This window comes from Mesorhizobium sp. M9A.F.Ca.ET.002.03.1.2 (assembly GCF_003952365.1).
GTDB lineage: Bacteria > Pseudomonadota > Alphaproteobacteria > Rhizobiales > Rhizobiaceae > Mesorhizobium.
Map to the genome: position 1 here is coordinate 5,110,596 of NZ_CP034443.1, position 16,846 is coordinate 5,127,441.

Below are 16,846 nucleotides of genomic sequence, written 5' to 3' on the forward strand. Positions count from 1 at the left end.
GGTTTTCCTACAATTCGCCGTGGCCGACGCGGGCGCCGGCCGGTTGATCGCAAAGCCTCTGGCCCAATATCGCGAAGGGCGCGACGAGCCGGATGCGCTCTTCGACGCTTGCCGCGGAGCGAAAAAGCGCGCGGTTCGCCATGTTGCCGATGGTGAGCTGGATCGGATCCGTCGTGACGATGACGCCGCGTGGCTCGAATGGCTCGTCCTCGTCCAGATCGGATGGCCGCCCCTCAAAGAAGGAGACTATCCTTTGGCCGCCGCTCCAGACGCAGGCCAGAATGCCGCCGTCGACGGAAAACGGCCATTCCGTCTCGTTTCCTGCGCGGCTGATCGGCTGTATGCGCACCTCGTCCGGCGACGGAAAATGGAACAGGCCCTGCTCGCCCGCGAACATCAGCGGCATGGCGACAGCTATCTCGGCCATCATCAGTGCGCCACCGCCGCCGCCGCCGCCTCGTCGATCAGGCGGCCGGTGCGGAAGCGCTCGATCGTGAAGGGTGCGTTGATCGGGTGCGGATCGTCCCTGGCGATAGTGTGGGCGAAGACATGGCCCGAGCCCGGCGTCGCCTTGAAGCCGCCTGTGCCCCAGCCGCAATTGACATAGAGACCGGGCACCGGCGTCTTGGCCAGGATCGGCGAGCGGTCGGGCGTCACGTCGACGATACCGCCCCAGGAGCGCAGCATCTTCATGCGCGTGAAGATCGGGAACATCTCGCAGATCGCGTCGAGCGTGTGCTGGAGGATGTGCAGACCGCCGGTCTGCGAATAGGAGACATATTGGTCGGTGCCGGCGCCGATGACCAGCTCGCCCTTATCGGACTGCGAGATATAGGCGTGTACCGTGTTCGACATCACCACGCACGGCACCACCGGCTTGACCGGCTCCGACACCAGCGCCTGCAGCGGATAGCTTTCCAGCGGCATGCGCACGCCGGCCATGTTCATGATCACCGAGGAATGGCCGGCAGCAACGACGCCCACCTTCCTGGCGCCGATGAAGCCGCGCGTCGTCTCGACGCCGGTGACGGCGCCGTTCGGCGCTCGCTTGACGCCGGTGACCTCGCAATTCTGGATAATGTGGACGCCGCGTGCCGAGGCGCCGCGCGCATAGCCCCAGGCAACGGCATCGTGACGCGCCGTGCCGCCGCGGCGCTGCAAGGCGGCGCCCACCACCGGGTAGCGGGCCTGCTTCGAGATGTTCAGCGGCGGACAGAACTCCTTCGCCTGCTCGGGCGTCAGCCACTCATTGTCGATGCCGTTCAGCCGGTTGGCATGCACATGGCGCTTCAGCACCTGGATGTCGTGGACGTTGTGGGCGAGCATCATGACGCCGCGCGCCGAATACATGACGTTGTAGTTGAGCTCCTGGCTGAGCCCGTCCCACAGTTTCAGCGCGTGGTCATAGATGCCGGCGCTCTCGTCATAGAGATAGTTGGAGCGGATAATGGTGGTATTGCGGCCGGTGTTGCCGCCGCCGAGCCAGCCCTTTTCCAACACCGCGACATTGGTGATGCCGTGCACCGTGGCGAGATAATAGGCGGTGGCCAGGCCATGGCCGCCGGCGCCGACGATGATGACGTCGTACTCCTTCTTCGGCTCCGGCGAGGACCACTGTTCCTCCCAGCCCCTGTGGCCGCGCATGGCCTCGCGGGCGATGGCGAATACCGAATATTTTTTCAACGTTCTGGCCTCGCAGATAGCGGCCGGGCATCCAATTAAGCCCCGGCGCGCGAGGTCTATCACTAGCGAAACAGCGCTGCCACCCTTGCGCTGTTTGCGACGGCGCTTGCCGTTTTGCGCCGCGACGGAAAAGAGGCATGCGATCAATTGGTGGTCGTGCTCAATCCAGCACGAACAAAGGCTATTCGGGAGGCCCACGTCGCCTGCAGGTAGCCGCGATCTCCCTGACTTCGACATCATGGGACGCTTCAGCCATTGCCAGGAACTGCTCGTCGAGCACATAGCGCGGCCTAGTAGCGACTGAAGCACCGAAGCGCCGCACAAGCGGGTTCGGGTGATCGAGTAGCCACTGCACTGTGTGGGTGGTGGCCTTGAGGTTCTCGCGACCATGAGCCTTTGCCAGGATCGCGAATGCCGAGTCCGGGCGAAGCGTGGCGGCATTTTCCACTGCAAGCCGTAACTGCCATCCCGCCGCAAGGCGAATGAACTGCGCTACCTTCCATCGAACACCGAGACATTCGTCATCAAGCTTGAGCATGACACGGCCGAGAATGGCCCCATCTGCCCCAGTCGTGCATCCCAGCAGAGCCTCGATTGCGTCGAACCTGATCCGCACAATTTTGCTGTCGAGCAGATCGGCGATCTCCGCAACAACGCAATTCATGTTGAAGCTTAGCCTAGGGCTGATTTCGGCCACCAAGTAAGCGGCGGCGGCCTGCGTATGAAGGTTGTCGGACGTCAGCAGCGGCCGGAGGTTTTCAAGCGGAAAGCCTTTGTGAAATTCCGACTGAAGAGCGAACGTCAACTCGCTGTCGCCCTCGAAGCCGGGGGCCAACAACTTACTCATTATGTCTTGGGGGGTCATTGGAATGGGTGGCGCGTCCACCCGCAAAATTTCAACGACGGCTTGGTAGCCTGCCACCCATTGCGCGTCAACAGGCCCTACGCAGCCTTCGCACGTATCGGGTGGCTCGTGCCGCTCTGGACTGCGATCACCATCCCGATTGCCGGCGAAGCTGGCGCGAAAAAAGGGATGATAGAAATGTTCGCACTCGCCAACAAGGTCGCCATCGTCACCGGCGCCAGTTCCGGCATTGGCCGCGCCACCGCAAAACTTTTTGCCGCGGAAGGCGCCAAGGTCGTCGTCGCCGGCCGCCGCCAGGCGGAGCTTGACGCGCTTGTCGCCGAGATCGCGGAGGCAGAAGGCTCGGCAATCGCGCTTACCGGCGATATCAGGGATGAGGCCTATGCCAAGGCCCTTGTCGATCTTGCCGTGGGCAGGTTCGGCGGGCTCGACATCGCCTTCAACAACGCTGGCTCCGTCGGCCAGATGGGACCGGTTCCCGACATGCCGCTGGAGACGTGGCACGAGACCCTCGACACCAACCTGACCGGCGCCTTCATCGGTGCGAAACACCAGGTGCCGGCGCTACTGGAGCGCGGCGGCGGATCGCTGATCTTCACCTCCAGTTTCGTCGGTCGCACCGCCGGCATGCCGGGCATGGCCGCTTACGCTGCGGCCAAGGCCGGGCTGATCGGGCTGACGCAAGTTCTGGCGGCCGAATACGGAGCACAAGGGTTGCGCGTCAACGCACTACTGCCCGGCGGCACCGACACGCCGGGAGCGACGACGACCACACCCGAGGCTCGGGCCTTCGTCGAGGGCCTTCACGCGCTGAAACGCATGGCGCAGCCGCAAGAGATCGCCCGCTCGGCGCTCTATCTGGCGTCGGATGCGTCGAGCTTCACCACCGGGACGGCGCTGTTCGCCGATGGCGGCGTCTCGATCAACCGGACGTGAGGCGTTTCGCGACCGGCGCGTGGGCGAGCAAGGAACCGACGCCGGGCGACGGGGTGTTAAACCGGAAACCGACGGAACAAGAAGATCTACGCCCGTTGCGGACATATCCGATCGTGCCATAATGCGTTCGTATGACCCACCATATCGGCATTGTCGGATGCTCCGCCGAAGGGGCCGCACTCTGTTACAAGACGATCTGCGTCGAGGGTGCTCGCCTGCTCGGCCGTCACGCCCATCCCGAAGTCTCAATGCATACGCACTCGCTGGCCGACTACGTGACGTGCCTCGACAATGACGATCTGAACGGGGTTGGCGAGCTTATGCTTTCGTCGGCCCGCAAGCTCGCGTCCGCCGGTGCCGATTTTCTCATCTGCCCCGACAACACCATCCACCAGGCTATGCACTATGTTGAGCGACGATCCCCGTTACCTTGGCTCCACATCGCCGAAGTCGTTGCGCAAGAAGCAGCGGCGCGCGGCTATCGTCGCCTTGCCATCACGGGAACGCGATGGCTGGTGGACAGCGAAGTCTACCCGTCCAAGCTCTCGCACCACGGTTTGCGCTTCATGCGGCCGTCCGAGGAGGAATGCGACGCGGTAGATCGCATCATCATGTCCGAGCTGGTCGGTGGTATCTTCAAGCCGGAGGGCATTCGCACCTTCCAACAGATCATAGAGCGGATGAAGGGCGAAGGCTGCGACGCGGTCATACTTGGCTGCACGGAGATACCGCTGATCATAGACGACGACAATTCACCGCTTCCAACACTGAACTCCACCCGGCTGCTCGCACGAGCAGCCCTCCAGCGATCCGTGACGGAGAATGGGTAAAGTGCTATCGTCGGCCATGTACCAGCGGCACGTCCGAAAGCGAATAACGGCCCGGAAATGGCATCCGCTCGCGTGTCACCACTTGCTGAAATGATGTAGCGCTGACGATCCACCGGAGGCAGCCGCTACGGACATCGGAACAGATCCAGAAACTCTTGCCTCGTCCAGCTTTCCAAGGGCAATTGACCGATACAGTATGAACCATCAATTCAACCTCCGGATCGCTGCCGTGTTGGAAATCCCGGAAGATCGATGCGAGCGCCATCGCCTGTTCCAGGTCATCGACGACGCCTTCAAGGCGGGCGACTTCGATGGCCTCGGTGTGGCTCTCGGCGGGTCGCCGCGCTGGTTCGACGAACGCATGCCGTTTGAGCTCGGCCTTGGCCATCCGCTGGAGTATGCGATCTACTGGAGCCCCGTCGTCTTCGTCTCGGCGCTGCTCGACGCCGGCTCGAACCCGAACTACGCGGATCATGCCGGCTTTCCTTCGATCATCGCGGCGCTGTCCACCGAGCGGGCGGACAGGCACGAGATCATCCGCATCCTGCTCGATCACGGCGCCGACGCCGACATGCGCGGCGTCAACGACTGGACGCCGCTTCACTACGCCGTGGCGATGCGCGACGCCGAGGCGATCCGCCTGCTGCTTGCCGCCGGTGCAGACCCGTCGCTCGAAACCCGCATCGACGATTATGCGACACCACTCGAGGGCGCTGAGGATGCTGGCTTCGAAGCCGGCGCCTCGCTCCTGCGTGAGGCGATGAACAGGCGAGACGGCATTCAGCGGTGACGGGCGCGAGCGATGGCCGATTTCGGTCGCAACCTCAGGCCTTCTTCAGCCCCGCCTTGAAGCGTTTGCCGTTGGCGACGTAGTGCGTGGCCGAAGCGCGCAGCCCTGCGACCGCGGCATCGTCCAGCTCCCGCATCAAACGAGCGGGCGAGCCGATGATCAGCGAATTGTCGGGGAATTCCTTGCCTTCGGTGACCAGGGCGCCGGCGCCGACCAGCGAATTCTTGCCGATCTTCGCGCCGTTCAGCACGATGGCGCCCATGCCGATCAGGCTGTTGTCGCCGATCGTGCAGCCATGCAGCAAGGCGCGATGGCCGATCGTGCAGCCTTGTCCGATGGTCAGGGGAAAACCGACATCGGTGTGCATGACCGTGTGCTCCTGCACATTGGTGTCGGCGCCGATGACAACAGGCTCGTTGTCGCCGCGAATGACGACGCCGAACCAGAAGCCCGCGTTGCGGCCGACCTTAATGTCGCCGATCAAGCTGGCGTCGGGCGCGATCCAGTTGCTGTCCGCGTCCTCGAAGCCGGGGGCTTTTCCGTCGATCGCATAGAGCGGCATTTTTCGCCTCCGAATCGTCTCATGCTGAAAAATCAGCCGACCCTAGGAGAATGCCTGCCTCGGACGCAATGTCGAGCAGCACGACGCCCAATGCCAATGCCCAGATCGTCGCGGTGCAACCGCAAGAGATCAGCGCCGGTGCCGAAATGCGGCCTTGCCGCCAGGCGTCCAGGGCTTCATTGGCGAACATCAAGGGCCCGGCGCATGCCGTGGCGACGAGCGAGCGCAGGATGTGCGCCGGCGACACATAGGGCTCGACGAAGGCAAGCCGGCGGCCCGATATCAGTTCCATCGCCGATCCGGCCAGGCCGCACGCCGTCAGCCCAACCATAAAAGCGAAGAGTGTGTGTTCGACCGGACCCATCTTTACCTTCCATTTACCATGAAATCGCACAGTCTTGTACGATAGGGCGTGATGCAAGAGCCGCGCCACGCCACATGTGCCGCTCAGGAACGGGAACGCCCAACGGGGATATCTTGGGACAGGCCGCCGATAGGGGATCGCGATGAAGCAGGCAGCCACCGCCCACGGCCCGCAACTCACTGTGGTCGATTCCAAGCTGATGAAGCGGGTATTCTACGTGTTTTCGGCACTGGCCGTGCTTTCGGTGGCGATTAGCCTTGGCGGCAAATGGTTCGGCCGCTCGATCGCCATGGCCGGATACACCGACGACACGACGATCCACGAGGTCGTGATGGGCAACAATGTCGTCGCCGTGCCGGCCAATGTGATCCGCTTCGACCAGGCCCGGCGCGACGGCATTGCCTCGCGCCTCGACCTCTATCTGCGCTACCCCGAGATGGACGGTTACAGCGAGGCCGCCCGCGACGATTTCAACCACACTGGACCCAGCAAGGACATCATCTTCCTGTCGTTCGAACGGCAGATCATGTCGCGTGACATGAGCGGCCGCTTCGCGCCGATCTACGGCGCATTGATCGTCCAGCCCGGCACGCCCGGCCCGGGCGGCACGATGCTCTACGGCTTCACCGAAAAATCAGGCTATTTCAACGAGGTGCTGGCGGTCGGCAATCACCCCGGCAAGGACCCGTTCGTGGCCCGCTGCCTGAGCGGCCCAAGTGCTGCGGAATCGCTGGCGCCCTGCGAACGCGACATCCAGGTCGGCGACAAGCTCAGCCTCACCTACCGCTTTCCCAGGGAGTTTCTGGGAGACTGGCAGGCGCTCGACGCAGCCATCGCCGCCGAGGCTGCGCGTATGTTGAAGACAGGGCATTAGGGCGACGTGTTTGAGCAGGCTCATCCGACGCGCCTTGATGGCAAATCGCAAATGGAGAAGGTTGGCGAAAACGCCTCTCCTTTCGTCATCCGCGGGCGGCGTGGGAGCGAAGCGAACCGCGAAGACCCGAGGATCCATTCCGTGACTTTCGAGCGCCGAAGCGATGCAGAATATGCAGTGCTGGCAGCGGCTTTGCGGGGATTGCCTTCCTTGTCTTGCCGCGAAGCGGCGGAGGACAGTTCTTGACCGCTGCACTCTTCGGCAAAGGTTACGGGATCCCAGGGGTGTTCGCGACGGAGCTCCGTTCCTGCTTCCCCAGGGATGACGAAGTTGAGGAGCTTCGGCCGTTATGACAGTCCACCGAAACGATCGATAAAATCTTGGCCGCCAACAGGCATCCAACCCGTCAAATTCCCTGCGCCGCGCTACTAGCGTTCCATCCTGAAAAAGCCCGCCCCTTGGCAGGGCGGGCTGAGCCGGCGGGCCGGACTGGAGGTTAGGCGGCCTGCAAACGCTTTTCTTCTTCTACTCGAGATAGCCGAAGAGTCGACTTCTTCTATTCCAGATAGGTCGAAGGGTCGACTTTCTTTTATTCAAGATAGGTCGAAGGGTCGACCGGCGCCGAATTCTTGCGCACTTCGAAATGCAGTTTCGGCGAGTCGGTCGTGCCGCTCATGCCGGACTGCGCGATTTCCTCGCCGCGCTTGACCTTCTGGCCGCGCTGGACCTCGATCGAACGGGCGTGGCCATAGACTGTAACCAACCCGTTCTCGTGGCGCACCAGCACGGTATTGCCGAATTCCTTGAGGCCATCGCCGGCATAGATGACGACACCGTTCTCGGCCGCCTTGACCGCCGTTCCTTCCGGCACAGCGATGTCGACGCCATCCTTGCCGCCGCCAAAGCTGGAGATCACGCGGCCGCGCACCGGCCAGCGCATCTTGCCGATACCGGTGGCGTCAGGCGCCACCGCGTCGTCGTCCTCCGCCTGCTGGATGAGCTTCGTATCCTTCTTCGGCGGCGTGTAGGCGGCGAGTGTCTCCGACGGAGTGGTCTTCGCCGCGGGCTGGGTGGTGGCCGTCGTTACCGGATCGACCTTTGCCGGCTTGGCGCTGGCGACCGTCGCGGTTCCGCCGGTCGGCACCTTCAGGGTCTGGCCGATCTTGAGCAGACCGTCCTGCATGCCGTTCGCCTGCTTCAACGCAACCACGCCGACGCCGGTTTTCCTGGCGATGGCCGTCAGCGTATCGCCCTGCTGGACCGTGTAGGTGCCACCGGCGCCAGCCGGTTTGGGGGCTTTTCCGTCCTTCGGCTGGCTTGCTGCGGCCGATGCATCCACCTGCGCGGCGGACTTGTCCTCCTTAGGCTTCGGCTGCTGCGGCAGCACGGCCACCATCTCCGGCGCCTTGGCCGGCAAATCATGCTTGGTGTCGTTGGCAGGCTTTGCGTCGGCAAGCTTCGGCGCCGGCTTCTTGCTCGAATAGGCATAGGCCGGGATGACGAGCTTCTGGCCGGCCTTCAACCCATTGGTGGCGCTCAGCCCATTGACCTTCATAAGGGCGTCGGCGGGTACGCCGTAGCGCCGCGACAGGCCGGAAATGGTCTCGCCGTCCTTGACGACGACCTCGGTGGCACGCGGTTCGCTGCCTGCCGTCGCCACACGCGGTGCGTCGGGCTGTGCATCCTTGAACGGCTTTGCCACTGTCCCGGTCGCGGTCCGGTCGACCTGGGAGGCAGGCGCCAGCGCGGGGGCCGGCTGCGCCTGGCTGACCGGCGGCAATTGCTGCGTCGTCACCGGTTCGAGGCTTGAGCGGGTGACTGACTGGGTATGGCTGCCGTCGAGCGGCGCGGCCGAAACCGGGGCGTCGCCGGGATAAGGCTGGGCGGCGTCCTGCTTGTCTATGATGGCGCGCTGGTTGTTGGTCGAGGAGGTAAAGACGTCATCGACGCTGTTGAACCGCGCGACCTGGGAACTGCATCCCGCGGCAGTACCCGCGACCATGAGGACGGCGAAGCCACGCGCCAGATTGCGTCCGTTTGCCTTCAAAACACTGAATTGCATCGCACTTACCCGCAGATACCCGGTACAAACTGACCGCGATTAAAGCGCGTTAATGTTACTGGTCGGTTAAACCGCTAGAATCAGACGCAAATTTTCTTAAAATATTTAAAGCTGGACTTGGACGGGTGAAGTTCCAGGTCAGGCCGAGTCGGAGGCGGAGGAGAAGCGACCAGACAGGGTCGGTTGCGGCATCACCTGACTATCGACATACCCCTAAAGCGCGTCGCGCTTGAAGGATCCATGCGACGCGCTTCAAGTTATTGTTCTTATGTATGTCGTTATCCCAAAGCGCTGCGTACTTTGGGCGACATGCATCAGATGACCGCGGCTACGCTGCGCAGGATCGGCTGCAGGCGAACGAGGCCAATGTCCTCGCGTTCGAAGCGGCTGCCGACCTTGGTCAGTTTGGCCAGCACCTGCTCGCCCTCCTCGGGCCCGATCGGTGCGATGACGATGCCGCCGCTCGACAATTGGTCGAGCAGGAAGCGCGGCAGGCTGTCGAAGGCCGCCCATGCGACGATGCGGTCGAACGGCGCTTCATTCGCCAGTCCGTTGGAGCCGTCCGCCTGGCGCACGATGACATTGCCGATGGCGAGCGCCTCGAAGCGCTGTTTGGCCTGCTCGACCAGCGTCTTGTAGCGATCGATGGTGACGACCCGCACGGCAAGCCGCGACATCACCGCTGCGGTGTAGCCGGACCCGGTGCCGATCTCGAGCACGCGGTTGCCCGGCTCGATGGCAAGCGCTGCGATCACCGCGGCTTGCAGATCGGCCCCCTCGATCGCCTCCCCGCATTCGATCGGCAGCATGCGATCCGTCCAGGCGATCGAATGGAACTGAGCGGCAAGAAAACCACGCCGCGGCGTCGCCTCGAAAGCTGCGATCAGCGCCTTCGGCACTGTGCCCCTGCCACGCAGGCGAAGCAGGAATGCGGCGAAGCCTTCGCGGTCGTCGACCGTTGGACTGTGGTTCAGGGCCATGCGAGCGCCTTGGTGAGTTGATCGCGGATTTCATGAGCGGTGAGATCGAGCTGCAGCGGCGTCACCGACACCAGCCGGTTGCGCATGGCATGGAGGTCGGTGCCATGTTTGCCCTCGACAGGTTCGCGGCCGAAGCGCAGCCAATAGTAGGGAAGCCCGCGGCCGTCGCGGCGCTCGTCGACCCAAAGGCTGTGGACGAGCTTGCCTTGCGAGGTGACCACCGTGCTGGCGATCTCTTCGGGAGGGCAATTCGGAAAATTGACGTTGAGCAGCACGCCGTCCGGCAGCGGCGTGGCGACAAGCTTCTTGAGCAGCGCCGGCGCCAGCGCCTCGGTGGTCTCGTAGGGAACGACGCGATCCTCGCCGACGTAGGAATAGGCCTGGCTGAAGGCGATCGAGCGGACGCCGAGCAGCGCGCCTTCCATGGCGCCGGCGACGGTGCCCGAATAGGTGACGTCGTCGGCGATGTTGGCGCCGGAATTGACGCCGGACAGGATCAGGTCGGGCGCCGCGGGCAGGATCTTCTTCACGCCCATGATGACGCAGTCGGTCGGCGTGCCGCGCACCGCAAAATGCTTTTCGCCGATCTTCCTCAAGCGCAGCGGCTCCGAGATCGACAGCGAATGCGCGTAGCCGGACTGGTCCTGTTCCGGCGCCACCACCCAGACGTCGTCCGACAGCGTGCGGGCGATGCGTTCGAGCGATGCAAGGCCCTCGGCATGGATGCCGTCATCATTGGTCAGGAGGATGCGCATTATTTCGATTCGATCTTTTCCAGACCGCCCATGTAAGGCCGAAGCGCTTCAGGAATGGTTACGCTGGCATCCTCATTCTGGTAGTTTTCGATGACGGCAATAAGAGCGCGGCCGACGGCGGTGCCGGAGCCGTTCAGCGTGTGGACGAAGCGGTTGCCCTTGCCATCCCTGTCCTTGTAGCGGGCGTCCATTCGCCGCGCCTGGAAATCGCCGCACACCGAACACGACGAAATCTCGCGATAGGCGTTCTGGCCCGGCAGCCAGACCTCGATATCGTAGGTCTTGCGCGCGCCAAAGCCCATGTCGCCGGCGCACAGCGTCATGGTTCGGAACGGCAGGCCGAGCCGCTTCAGCACTTCCTCGGCGCACTCGGTCATCCGCTCGTGCTCGGCCAGCGACGATTCCTGATCGGTGATCGACACCAGCTCGACCTTGTAGAACTGGTGCTGGCGCAGCATGCCGCGCGTGTCACGCCCTGCCGAGCCCGCCTCCGAGCGGAAGCACGGCGTCAGCGCCGTATAGCGCAGCGGCAGCTTTTCATGCGGCGTGATGTCCTCGCGCACGAGGTTTGTAAGCGGCACTTCGGCGGTCGGGATGAGGCCGAGCCTGCCGTCCCCATGCGGGGCAAAGAACAGGTCTTCCTCGAATTTCGGCAACTGATTTGTGCCGAAAAGAACCTCGTCCCGCACCATCAGCGGCGGCTGGATTTCCTCGTAGCCGTGCTCGGTCGTGTGCAGGTCCAGCATGAACTGGCCGAGTGCGCGTTCCATCCGCGCCAGTCCGCTCTTCAGCACCGTGAAGCGCGAGCCGGACAGCTTCGCCGCCCGCTCGAAATCCATCATGCCGAGCGCTTCGCCGATCTCGAAATGCTCCTTCACCCAGTTCGGGCGCGCCGGCACCTTGCCGACGATGCGCTTAACGACATTGTCGTGCTCGTCCTTGCCGACCGGCACATCGTCGAGCGGTAAATTGGGCAGCACGGCCAAGGCGTCGTTCAGCGCCTTGTCGAGTTCGCGTTCGCGCGCCTCGCCATTCTGGATGAAGGCCTTGATCTCGCCGACCTCGACCTTCAGCCTTTCGGCAAGGGCGGCGTCGCCCGAACGCATGGCGTTGCCGATCTCTTTCGACGCGGCGTTGCGGCGCTCCTGCCTGGTCTGCAGCTCGGTCAGATGTTCACGCCGCGCCTCGTCCCTGGCGATCAGATCATCGACTGTAGACTGCGCGTCAGCACCGGACCACGAGCGCTTCTTGAGCGCCTCGACAAGGGCCTTCGGGTTGTCGCGAATCCATTTGATGTCAAGCATGGTCTTGAACGCTCCTGAGCTAGGCCAGAGGGCGTAAACCGCATCCTTGATCGATGCAAGACGTCAGCGTCGAGTTCCTTCACGCCCCCCTCTGTCCCGCGGATCTTGAAAAGATGAGAGCGCTACTCGCCCACGACGGAACCTACGTCGACGACGCGTCCGCTGCCTTTTCGGCCGCCGCTTCCGCAGCCTCCCGCTTCTCGCGCGCCAGGCGGTCCCGCTCCTGGTTGCGCTCGATCAGCCGGGCCGACCAGATCGAGACCTCGTAGAGAAGGATCGTGGGAATGGCCAGGCCGATCTGGCTTATCGGGTCGGGCGGTGTCAGCACAGCCGCCACGACGAAGGCGATGACGATGGCCCATTTGCGCTTTTCGACCAGCGCCTCGGATGACAGCATGCCCACCCGGGCCATCAGGCTGGTCACCACCGGCAGTTGGAACACCAAGCCGAAGGAGAAGATCAGCGTCATGATCAGGCTGAGATATTCCGAGACTTTCGGCAGCAGCGAAATCTGCACCTGGTCGTCGGTGCCGGCCTGCTGCATGGCGAGGAAGAACCACATCACCATCGGCGTGAAAAAGAAATAGACCAGCGACGCGCCCATCAGAAACAGGATCGGCGAAGCGATCAGGAACGGCAGGAAAGCGTTGCGTTCGTTCTTGTAGAGGCCGGGCGCGATGAATTTGTAGATCTGCGTGGCGATGAGCGGAAAGGCGATCACCATGCCGCCGAACATCGCCAGCTTGACCTGGGTAAAGAAGAATTCCTGCGGCGCCGTGTAGATCAGCTCGACCTTGTGCGGGTCGAGCCCTGCCCATTGGGTCGCCCATTTGAACGGGATGACCAACAGGTTGAACAACTGCTTGGCGAAGAAGAAGCAGAACAGGAAGGCGATGAAGAAACCGCCGATCGACCACATCAGCCGCCGGCGCAACTCGATCAGATGCTCCATCAGCGGAGCCGCCGATTGTTCAATCTCGTCCTTTTCCGAAACGCTCACTTGGTGGCTCCCGCCGTCTTCTTGGCGGCTGCCGCCGGCTTCTTCACCGCTGCCAGTGCAGCCTTCGGCTCGGCCTTTTTGGCTGGGGTCTTTGTTACGGCAGGTTTTGCCGCTGCTGCCACTGGCTTCGCTGCGGCCTCGGAGGCCGGCATCGCTTTCGCTGGCGCAGCTTTTTTCTTCGCTGCCGAAGCCTTTTGCGATGCAGCCGGCGTCGCCGTCCCGACAGGCGACGTCACCACCGACTCATCGGTCATGGCCGGAAAGGTCGGCGCCGCCGGGATCGCTTCCGGCGCATCGACGCCCGGCAGCACCGTCGCGCCATTCTTTAGCTCGATATCCTGCGGCGCCGAAGCATCCGGCGCGACCGGGTCGACAGCCGGCTTCGGCTTCATCACCGCATCGACCCCGGAGCGCACGTCGGCTGCCGCCTGCTCGAACGGGTTGAGCTGTTTCCTGATCTCGGCGGCCGGGTTGAGGCTTCTGAGCGAATCGACCGACTTCTTGACGTCGTCAAGTTCGGCCTCTTTCAGCGCGTCGTTGAACTGCTTCTGGAAGTCGGCTGCCATGCCACGCATCTTTGCCGTCGTGCGGCCGAAAGTGCGCAGCATCTTGGGCAAATCCTTGGGCCCAACGACCACGATCATGACGATCGCGATCACCAGCATCTCGGTCCAGCCGATGTCGAACATGGCGATACGTTCCGACTAAAGTTTTGGCCGACTAAAGTTTTGGGCTCAGCTCTTGCTGGCCTTTTCCTTCACTGCCGAAACGGTCTCGTCGGCACGGTGCTCGACGGTGCGCTTGTCCTCGGCGACATCGTCGTCGGCCATGCCCTTCTTGAAGCTCTTGATACCCTTGGCCATGTCACCCATCAACTCGGGAATCTTGCCGCGGCCGAACACCAGCAGCACGATCACCAGCACGATCATCCAGTGCCAAATCGAAAACGAACCCATAGCAACTCTCTCTCGAAATGTTTTCTCTGACGATGATCTATGCGTTTTCGCGCTGGGATTCAAACACAACCGCGACAGAGTTTATGAATGAGTGGCCGAAGTCACGCACTTTCGTTGCGAGAGAGGCGCTACGAATCCGCGCAGCCCCCGCCTGCCGGCCGTTTCGACAGCACACCTGCGGTCAATCTTCCTCGACGCGCGGCGTCAACAGGCCGAGTTCCTCGAGGTCGATGTCGGTCAGCGGATCCTCGTCGTCGGTCAGCGCGTCTGGATCGGCCGGCGGCAGCGGAATGGAAAAATTCGACGGCATGCGGCCCGAAAGCAGCCCGGCGCCCTTCAATTCCTCCATGCCGGGAAGATCGCGGATCTCCTCCAGCGCGAAATGGTCGAGGAAGATGTCGGTGGTGCCGTAGGTGACGGGACGGCCGGGCGTGCGGCGCCGGCCGCGCATCCTCACCCATTCGGTCTCCATCAGCGTGTCCAGCGTGCCCTTCGAGGTTTCGACGCCGCGGATATCCTCGATTTCGGCGCGCGTCACCGGCTGGTGATAGGCGATGATCGCCAGCACTTCGAGCGCCGCGCGGGAGAGCTTCCTCTGCTGCACCGTGTCGCGGCTCATCAGGAAAGCGAGGTCGCCGGCGGTGCGGAACGCCCAGGCATCGCCGACGCGCACCAGATTGACCCCGCGCCGCTCATAAATCTGCTGCAGTTCAGCCATCGCCGCTGCAATGCTGATGCCGTCGGGCAGGCGCGCGGCAAGCTGCTTTTCGCTGACCGGCTCGGCGCTGGCGAAAACGATCGCCTCGGCCATGCGCACGGCTTCCGCCATATGCAGCCGCTCGCCAGGATTCTGGCCAGGAGTCTGGAATGGATTCTGGGCCTGATTTTCTGCCGGAGTCCCGGCGAGCACGCCCTCTTCGGCCTCGTCGTCGACCTTGAACGGAATGACCGAAGCGTTGGCGCGTTCACTCATGATGCCACCTCGACTGCCCTGATGCCTTGCGCACGACCGCGCAGATAGAGCGGCGCGAACACCTCGTCCTGCCGCATTTCCACCTTGCCTTCGCGGACCAGCTCCAGCGTTGCCGCAAAGGAGCTGGCGATCGCTGTGCGCCGCTCTTCCGGATCGGTCAGATACTCGATCAGGAAGCCATCCAGCGCCGTCCAGTCGGCAAGCGAGCCGATCAGCCTGGTCAGGACATCGCGCGCGTCCTTGAGCGACCACACACCGCGCCTGGCGATCGTCACATTGGTGATCGCCTGCTTCTGACGTTGCGCCGCATAGGCGGTCAGCAGATCGTAGAGCGAGGCCGAATAGGCGTTGCGTTTCTCGACGATGACCATCTCCGGCATGCCGCGTGCAAACACGTCGCGCCCGAGCCGGTTGCGGTTGACCAGCCGAGCCGCAGCGTCGCGCATGGCTTCCAGCCGCTTCAGCCGGAACTGCAGCACCGCCGCCAATTCCTCGCCGCTCTCGCCGTCGTCGCCGGGTTGCTTGGGGATCAAAAGCTTCGACTTGAGAAAGGCCAGCCACGCCGCCATCACCAGATAGTCGGCGGCGAGCTCCAGCCTGAGCGCCCTCACCTTCTCGATGAAGGCCAGATATTGCTCGGCCAGCGCCAGGATCGAGATGCGCGCCAGATCGACCTTCTGGTTGCGGGCAAGATGCAGCAAGAGGTCGAGCGGGCCTTCGAAACCGGCGACGTCGACGACCAGCGCGGGATCGCCGGTCAGCCGCGAATCGTCGTTCTCGGCGGCCCACAGACGGTCCATCGGGGCGGCCTTGCCGGCCTTACTGTCCAATGTTTCCGCCACTTCCCGTCCTTTGCTAGGCCACCGCGTCGAAATAGGTGGCGAATTCGGCGCGTATCTCGGTTTCATCGGCCTGATCGCGACCCTTGATATAGGTCAGTGCGCGTTGCGCGCGCTGCAGCGACGTGCCTTCAAGCCCCGTGGTGCGCGACGCGATGCCGGCCATCTCCTCGAAAACGCCGTTGCAGTGAAGGACCAGATCGCAGCCCGCCGCAAGGATCGCGGCCGCCTTTGTCGGGAAATCCCCAGAAAGTGCCTTCATCGAGGTGTCGTCGCTCATCAACAGCCCGTCGAAGCCGATTTCGCCGCGGATGATCTCATCAATGACCTTGCCGGACGTCGTGGCCGGGTTCTTCGGGTCGATCGCGCTGTAGACGACATGCGCCGTCATCGCCATCGGCAAATGATTGAGCTCCCTGAACGGGGCGAAATCATGCCGCTGCAAGTCACTCATCGAGGCATCGACGGTGGGAAGTTCGAAATGCGTGTCGGCAAAGGCCCGTCCATGCCCCGGAATATGCTTCATCACCGGCAGCACGCCGCCCGACATCAATCCTTCCGCCGCCGCGCGACCCAGTTCGATGACGGCACGAGGCTCCTTCCCGTAGGCGCGCGCGCCGATGACATCGCTGGCGCCCTCGATCGGCACGTCGAGCACCGGCAGGCAATCCGCCGATATGCCGTAGCGCAGCAGATCGAAGGCATGCAGCCGCGCCATCAGCCAGGCGGCGCGGTTGCCGGCGTCGTGGTCGTTGCGCCACAAGACGCCGAGCGCGCCGCCGGCCGGATAATTCGGCGCCAGTGGCGGCCGCAGGCGCTGCACCCGGCCGCCTTCCTGGTCGATGAACACCGGGGCATCCGGGCGCTCGACACAGTCACGCATCGCAGCGACCAGATCGCGGATCTGCTCGGTCTCGCCGATGTTGCGCGCAAACAGGATGAAGCCCCATGGGCATTCATTGCGATAGAAATTGATTTCGTCGCGTGTGAGCGATTTCCCGGCGCAGCCGAGGATCATGGATTTTGATTCGGTCATGGGCAGGAGTTTAGAGCTTCACGCGAACAAAGGGAAT

At 63.2% G+C, this 16,846-nt stretch carries 19 protein-coding genes; 4 read left to right on the forward strand and 15 right to left on the reverse strand.

Translation table 11 applies throughout. The annotated features are described in order from the left end of the window. Nucleotides 1-7: 7 nt before the first annotated feature. The 3 genes from EJ066_RS24780 to EJ066_RS24790 form a co-directional block, all read right to left on the reverse strand. On the reverse strand, nt 8-430 hold the full coding sequence (locus tag EJ066_RS24780) for a hypothetical protein (protein ID WP_126042591.1): 423 nt from the start codon (nt 428-430) through the stop codon (nt 8-10). Then, nucleotides 430-1,683, reverse strand: coding sequence for a sarcosine oxidase subunit beta (locus EJ066_RS24785; protein WP_126042592.1), 1,254 nt, complete (start codon nt 1,681-1,683; stop codon nt 430-432). The genes EJ066_RS24780 and EJ066_RS24785 overlap by 1 nt, the downstream gene beginning before the upstream one ends. A gap of 181 nt (nt 1,684-1,864) precedes the next feature. Beyond that, complete coding sequence (locus EJ066_RS24790) at nt 1,865-2,530, reverse strand: hypothetical protein (RefSeq protein WP_126042593.1); 666 nt, start codon at nt 2,528-2,530, stop codon at nt 1,865-1,867. Nucleotides 2,531-2,725: 195 nt separating this feature from the next. On the opposite strand from EJ066_RS24790, the gene EJ066_RS24795 reads away from it, so the two are divergent. The 3 genes from EJ066_RS24795 (at nt 2,726) to EJ066_RS24805 (ending at nt 5,104) form a co-directional block, all read left to right on the forward strand. Continuing rightward, on the forward strand, nt 2,726-3,484 hold the full coding sequence (locus EJ066_RS24795; protein WP_126042594.1) for an SDR family oxidoreductase: 759 nt from the start codon (nt 2,726-2,728) through the stop codon (nt 3,482-3,484). Between the two features lie 131 nt (nt 3,485-3,615). Continuing rightward, the gene (locus EJ066_RS24800) at nt 3,616-4,314 is read left to right on the forward strand and encodes an amino acid racemase (RefSeq protein WP_126042595.1); all 699 of its coding nucleotides are present in this window, start codon (nt 3,616-3,618) and stop codon (nt 4,312-4,314) included. Between the two features lie 196 nt (nt 4,315-4,510). Beyond that, nucleotides 4,511-5,104, forward strand: coding sequence for an ankyrin repeat domain-containing protein (locus EJ066_RS24805; RefSeq protein ID WP_126042596.1), 594 nt, complete (start codon nt 4,511-4,513; stop codon nt 5,102-5,104). 34 nt (nt 5,105-5,138) lie between these two features. On the opposite strand, the gene EJ066_RS24810 is transcribed toward EJ066_RS24805, so the two are convergent. Together EJ066_RS24810 and EJ066_RS24815 are read right to left on the reverse strand one after the other, a co-directional pair. Then, nucleotides 5,139-5,666, reverse strand: a complete 528-nt coding sequence (locus tag EJ066_RS24810) for a gamma carbonic anhydrase family protein (protein ID WP_126042597.1) — start codon at nt 5,664-5,666, stop codon at nt 5,139-5,141. 19 nt (nt 5,667-5,685) lie between these two features. Then, a complete protein-coding gene (locus tag EJ066_RS24815; protein WP_126042598.1) occupies nt 5,686-6,030 on the reverse strand; it encodes a hypothetical protein in 345 nt (114 codons plus the stop codon). Between the two features lie 142 nt (nt 6,031-6,172). Here EJ066_RS24815 and EJ066_RS24820 point away from each other — a divergent pair, with 142 nt between their 5' ends. Next, nucleotides 6,173-6,904: a hypothetical protein gene (locus EJ066_RS24820; RefSeq protein ID WP_126042599.1), complete on the forward strand. Its 732-nt coding sequence runs from the start codon at nt 6,173-6,175 to the stop codon at nt 6,902-6,904. A 589-nt stretch (nt 6,905-7,493) separates the two neighbouring features. Here the strand turns inward: EJ066_RS24820 and EJ066_RS24825 are convergent. The 10 genes from EJ066_RS24825 to nagZ form a co-directional block, all read right to left on the reverse strand. Then, the gene (locus EJ066_RS24825; protein ID WP_126042600.1) at nt 7,494-8,966 is read right to left on the reverse strand and encodes a peptidoglycan DD-metalloendopeptidase family protein; all 1,473 of its coding nucleotides are present in this window, start codon (nt 8,964-8,966) and stop codon (nt 7,494-7,496) included. Between the two features lie 314 nt (nt 8,967-9,280). Beyond that, complete coding sequence (locus tag EJ066_RS24830) at nt 9,281-9,946, reverse strand: protein-L-isoaspartate(D-aspartate) O-methyltransferase (RefSeq protein WP_126042601.1); 666 nt, start codon at nt 9,944-9,946, stop codon at nt 9,281-9,283. Further along, nucleotides 9,937-10,701: a 5'/3'-nucleotidase SurE gene (gene surE, locus EJ066_RS24835; RefSeq protein WP_126042602.1), complete on the reverse strand. Its 765-nt coding sequence runs from the start codon at nt 10,699-10,701 to the stop codon at nt 9,937-9,939. The genes EJ066_RS24830 and surE overlap by 10 nt, the downstream gene beginning before the upstream one ends. Then, on the reverse strand, nt 10,701-12,005 hold the full coding sequence (gene serS, locus EJ066_RS24840) for a serine--tRNA ligase (RefSeq protein WP_126042603.1): 1,305 nt from the start codon (nt 12,003-12,005) through the stop codon (nt 10,701-10,703). Before serS ends, surE begins: the two co-directional genes overlap by 1 nt. Before the next feature lie 142 nt (nt 12,006-12,147). Continuing rightward, the gene (gene tatC, locus EJ066_RS24845; RefSeq protein ID WP_126044033.1) at nt 12,148-12,957 is read right to left on the reverse strand and encodes a twin-arginine translocase subunit TatC; all 810 of its coding nucleotides are present in this window, start codon (nt 12,955-12,957) and stop codon (nt 12,148-12,150) included. 44 nt (nt 12,958-13,001) lie between these two features. After that, complete coding sequence (tatB, locus tag EJ066_RS24850; protein ID WP_126042604.1) at nt 13,002-13,694, reverse strand: Sec-independent protein translocase protein TatB; 693 nt, start codon at nt 13,692-13,694, stop codon at nt 13,002-13,004. A 45-nt stretch (nt 13,695-13,739) separates the two neighbouring features. Continuing rightward, entirely contained in the window at nt 13,740-13,961 is a 222-nt protein-coding gene (locus EJ066_RS24855) for a twin-arginine translocase TatA/TatE family subunit (protein WP_013895102.1), read from the reverse strand. Between the two features lie 181 nt (nt 13,962-14,142). Continuing rightward, nucleotides 14,143-14,934, reverse strand: coding sequence for an SMC-Scp complex subunit ScpB (gene scpB / locus EJ066_RS24860; RefSeq protein WP_126042605.1), 792 nt, complete (start codon nt 14,932-14,934; stop codon nt 14,143-14,145). Next, a complete protein-coding gene (locus EJ066_RS24865) occupies nt 14,931-15,734 on the reverse strand; it encodes a ScpA family protein (protein WP_126044034.1) in 804 nt (267 codons plus the stop codon). Before EJ066_RS24865 ends, scpB begins: the two co-directional genes overlap by 4 nt. 55 nt (nt 15,735-15,789) lie before the next feature. After that, a complete protein-coding gene (gene nagZ / locus EJ066_RS24870) occupies nt 15,790-16,809 on the reverse strand; it encodes a beta-N-acetylhexosaminidase (protein ID WP_126042606.1) in 1,020 nt (339 codons plus the stop codon). Nucleotides 16,810-16,846 lie beyond the last annotated feature (37 nt).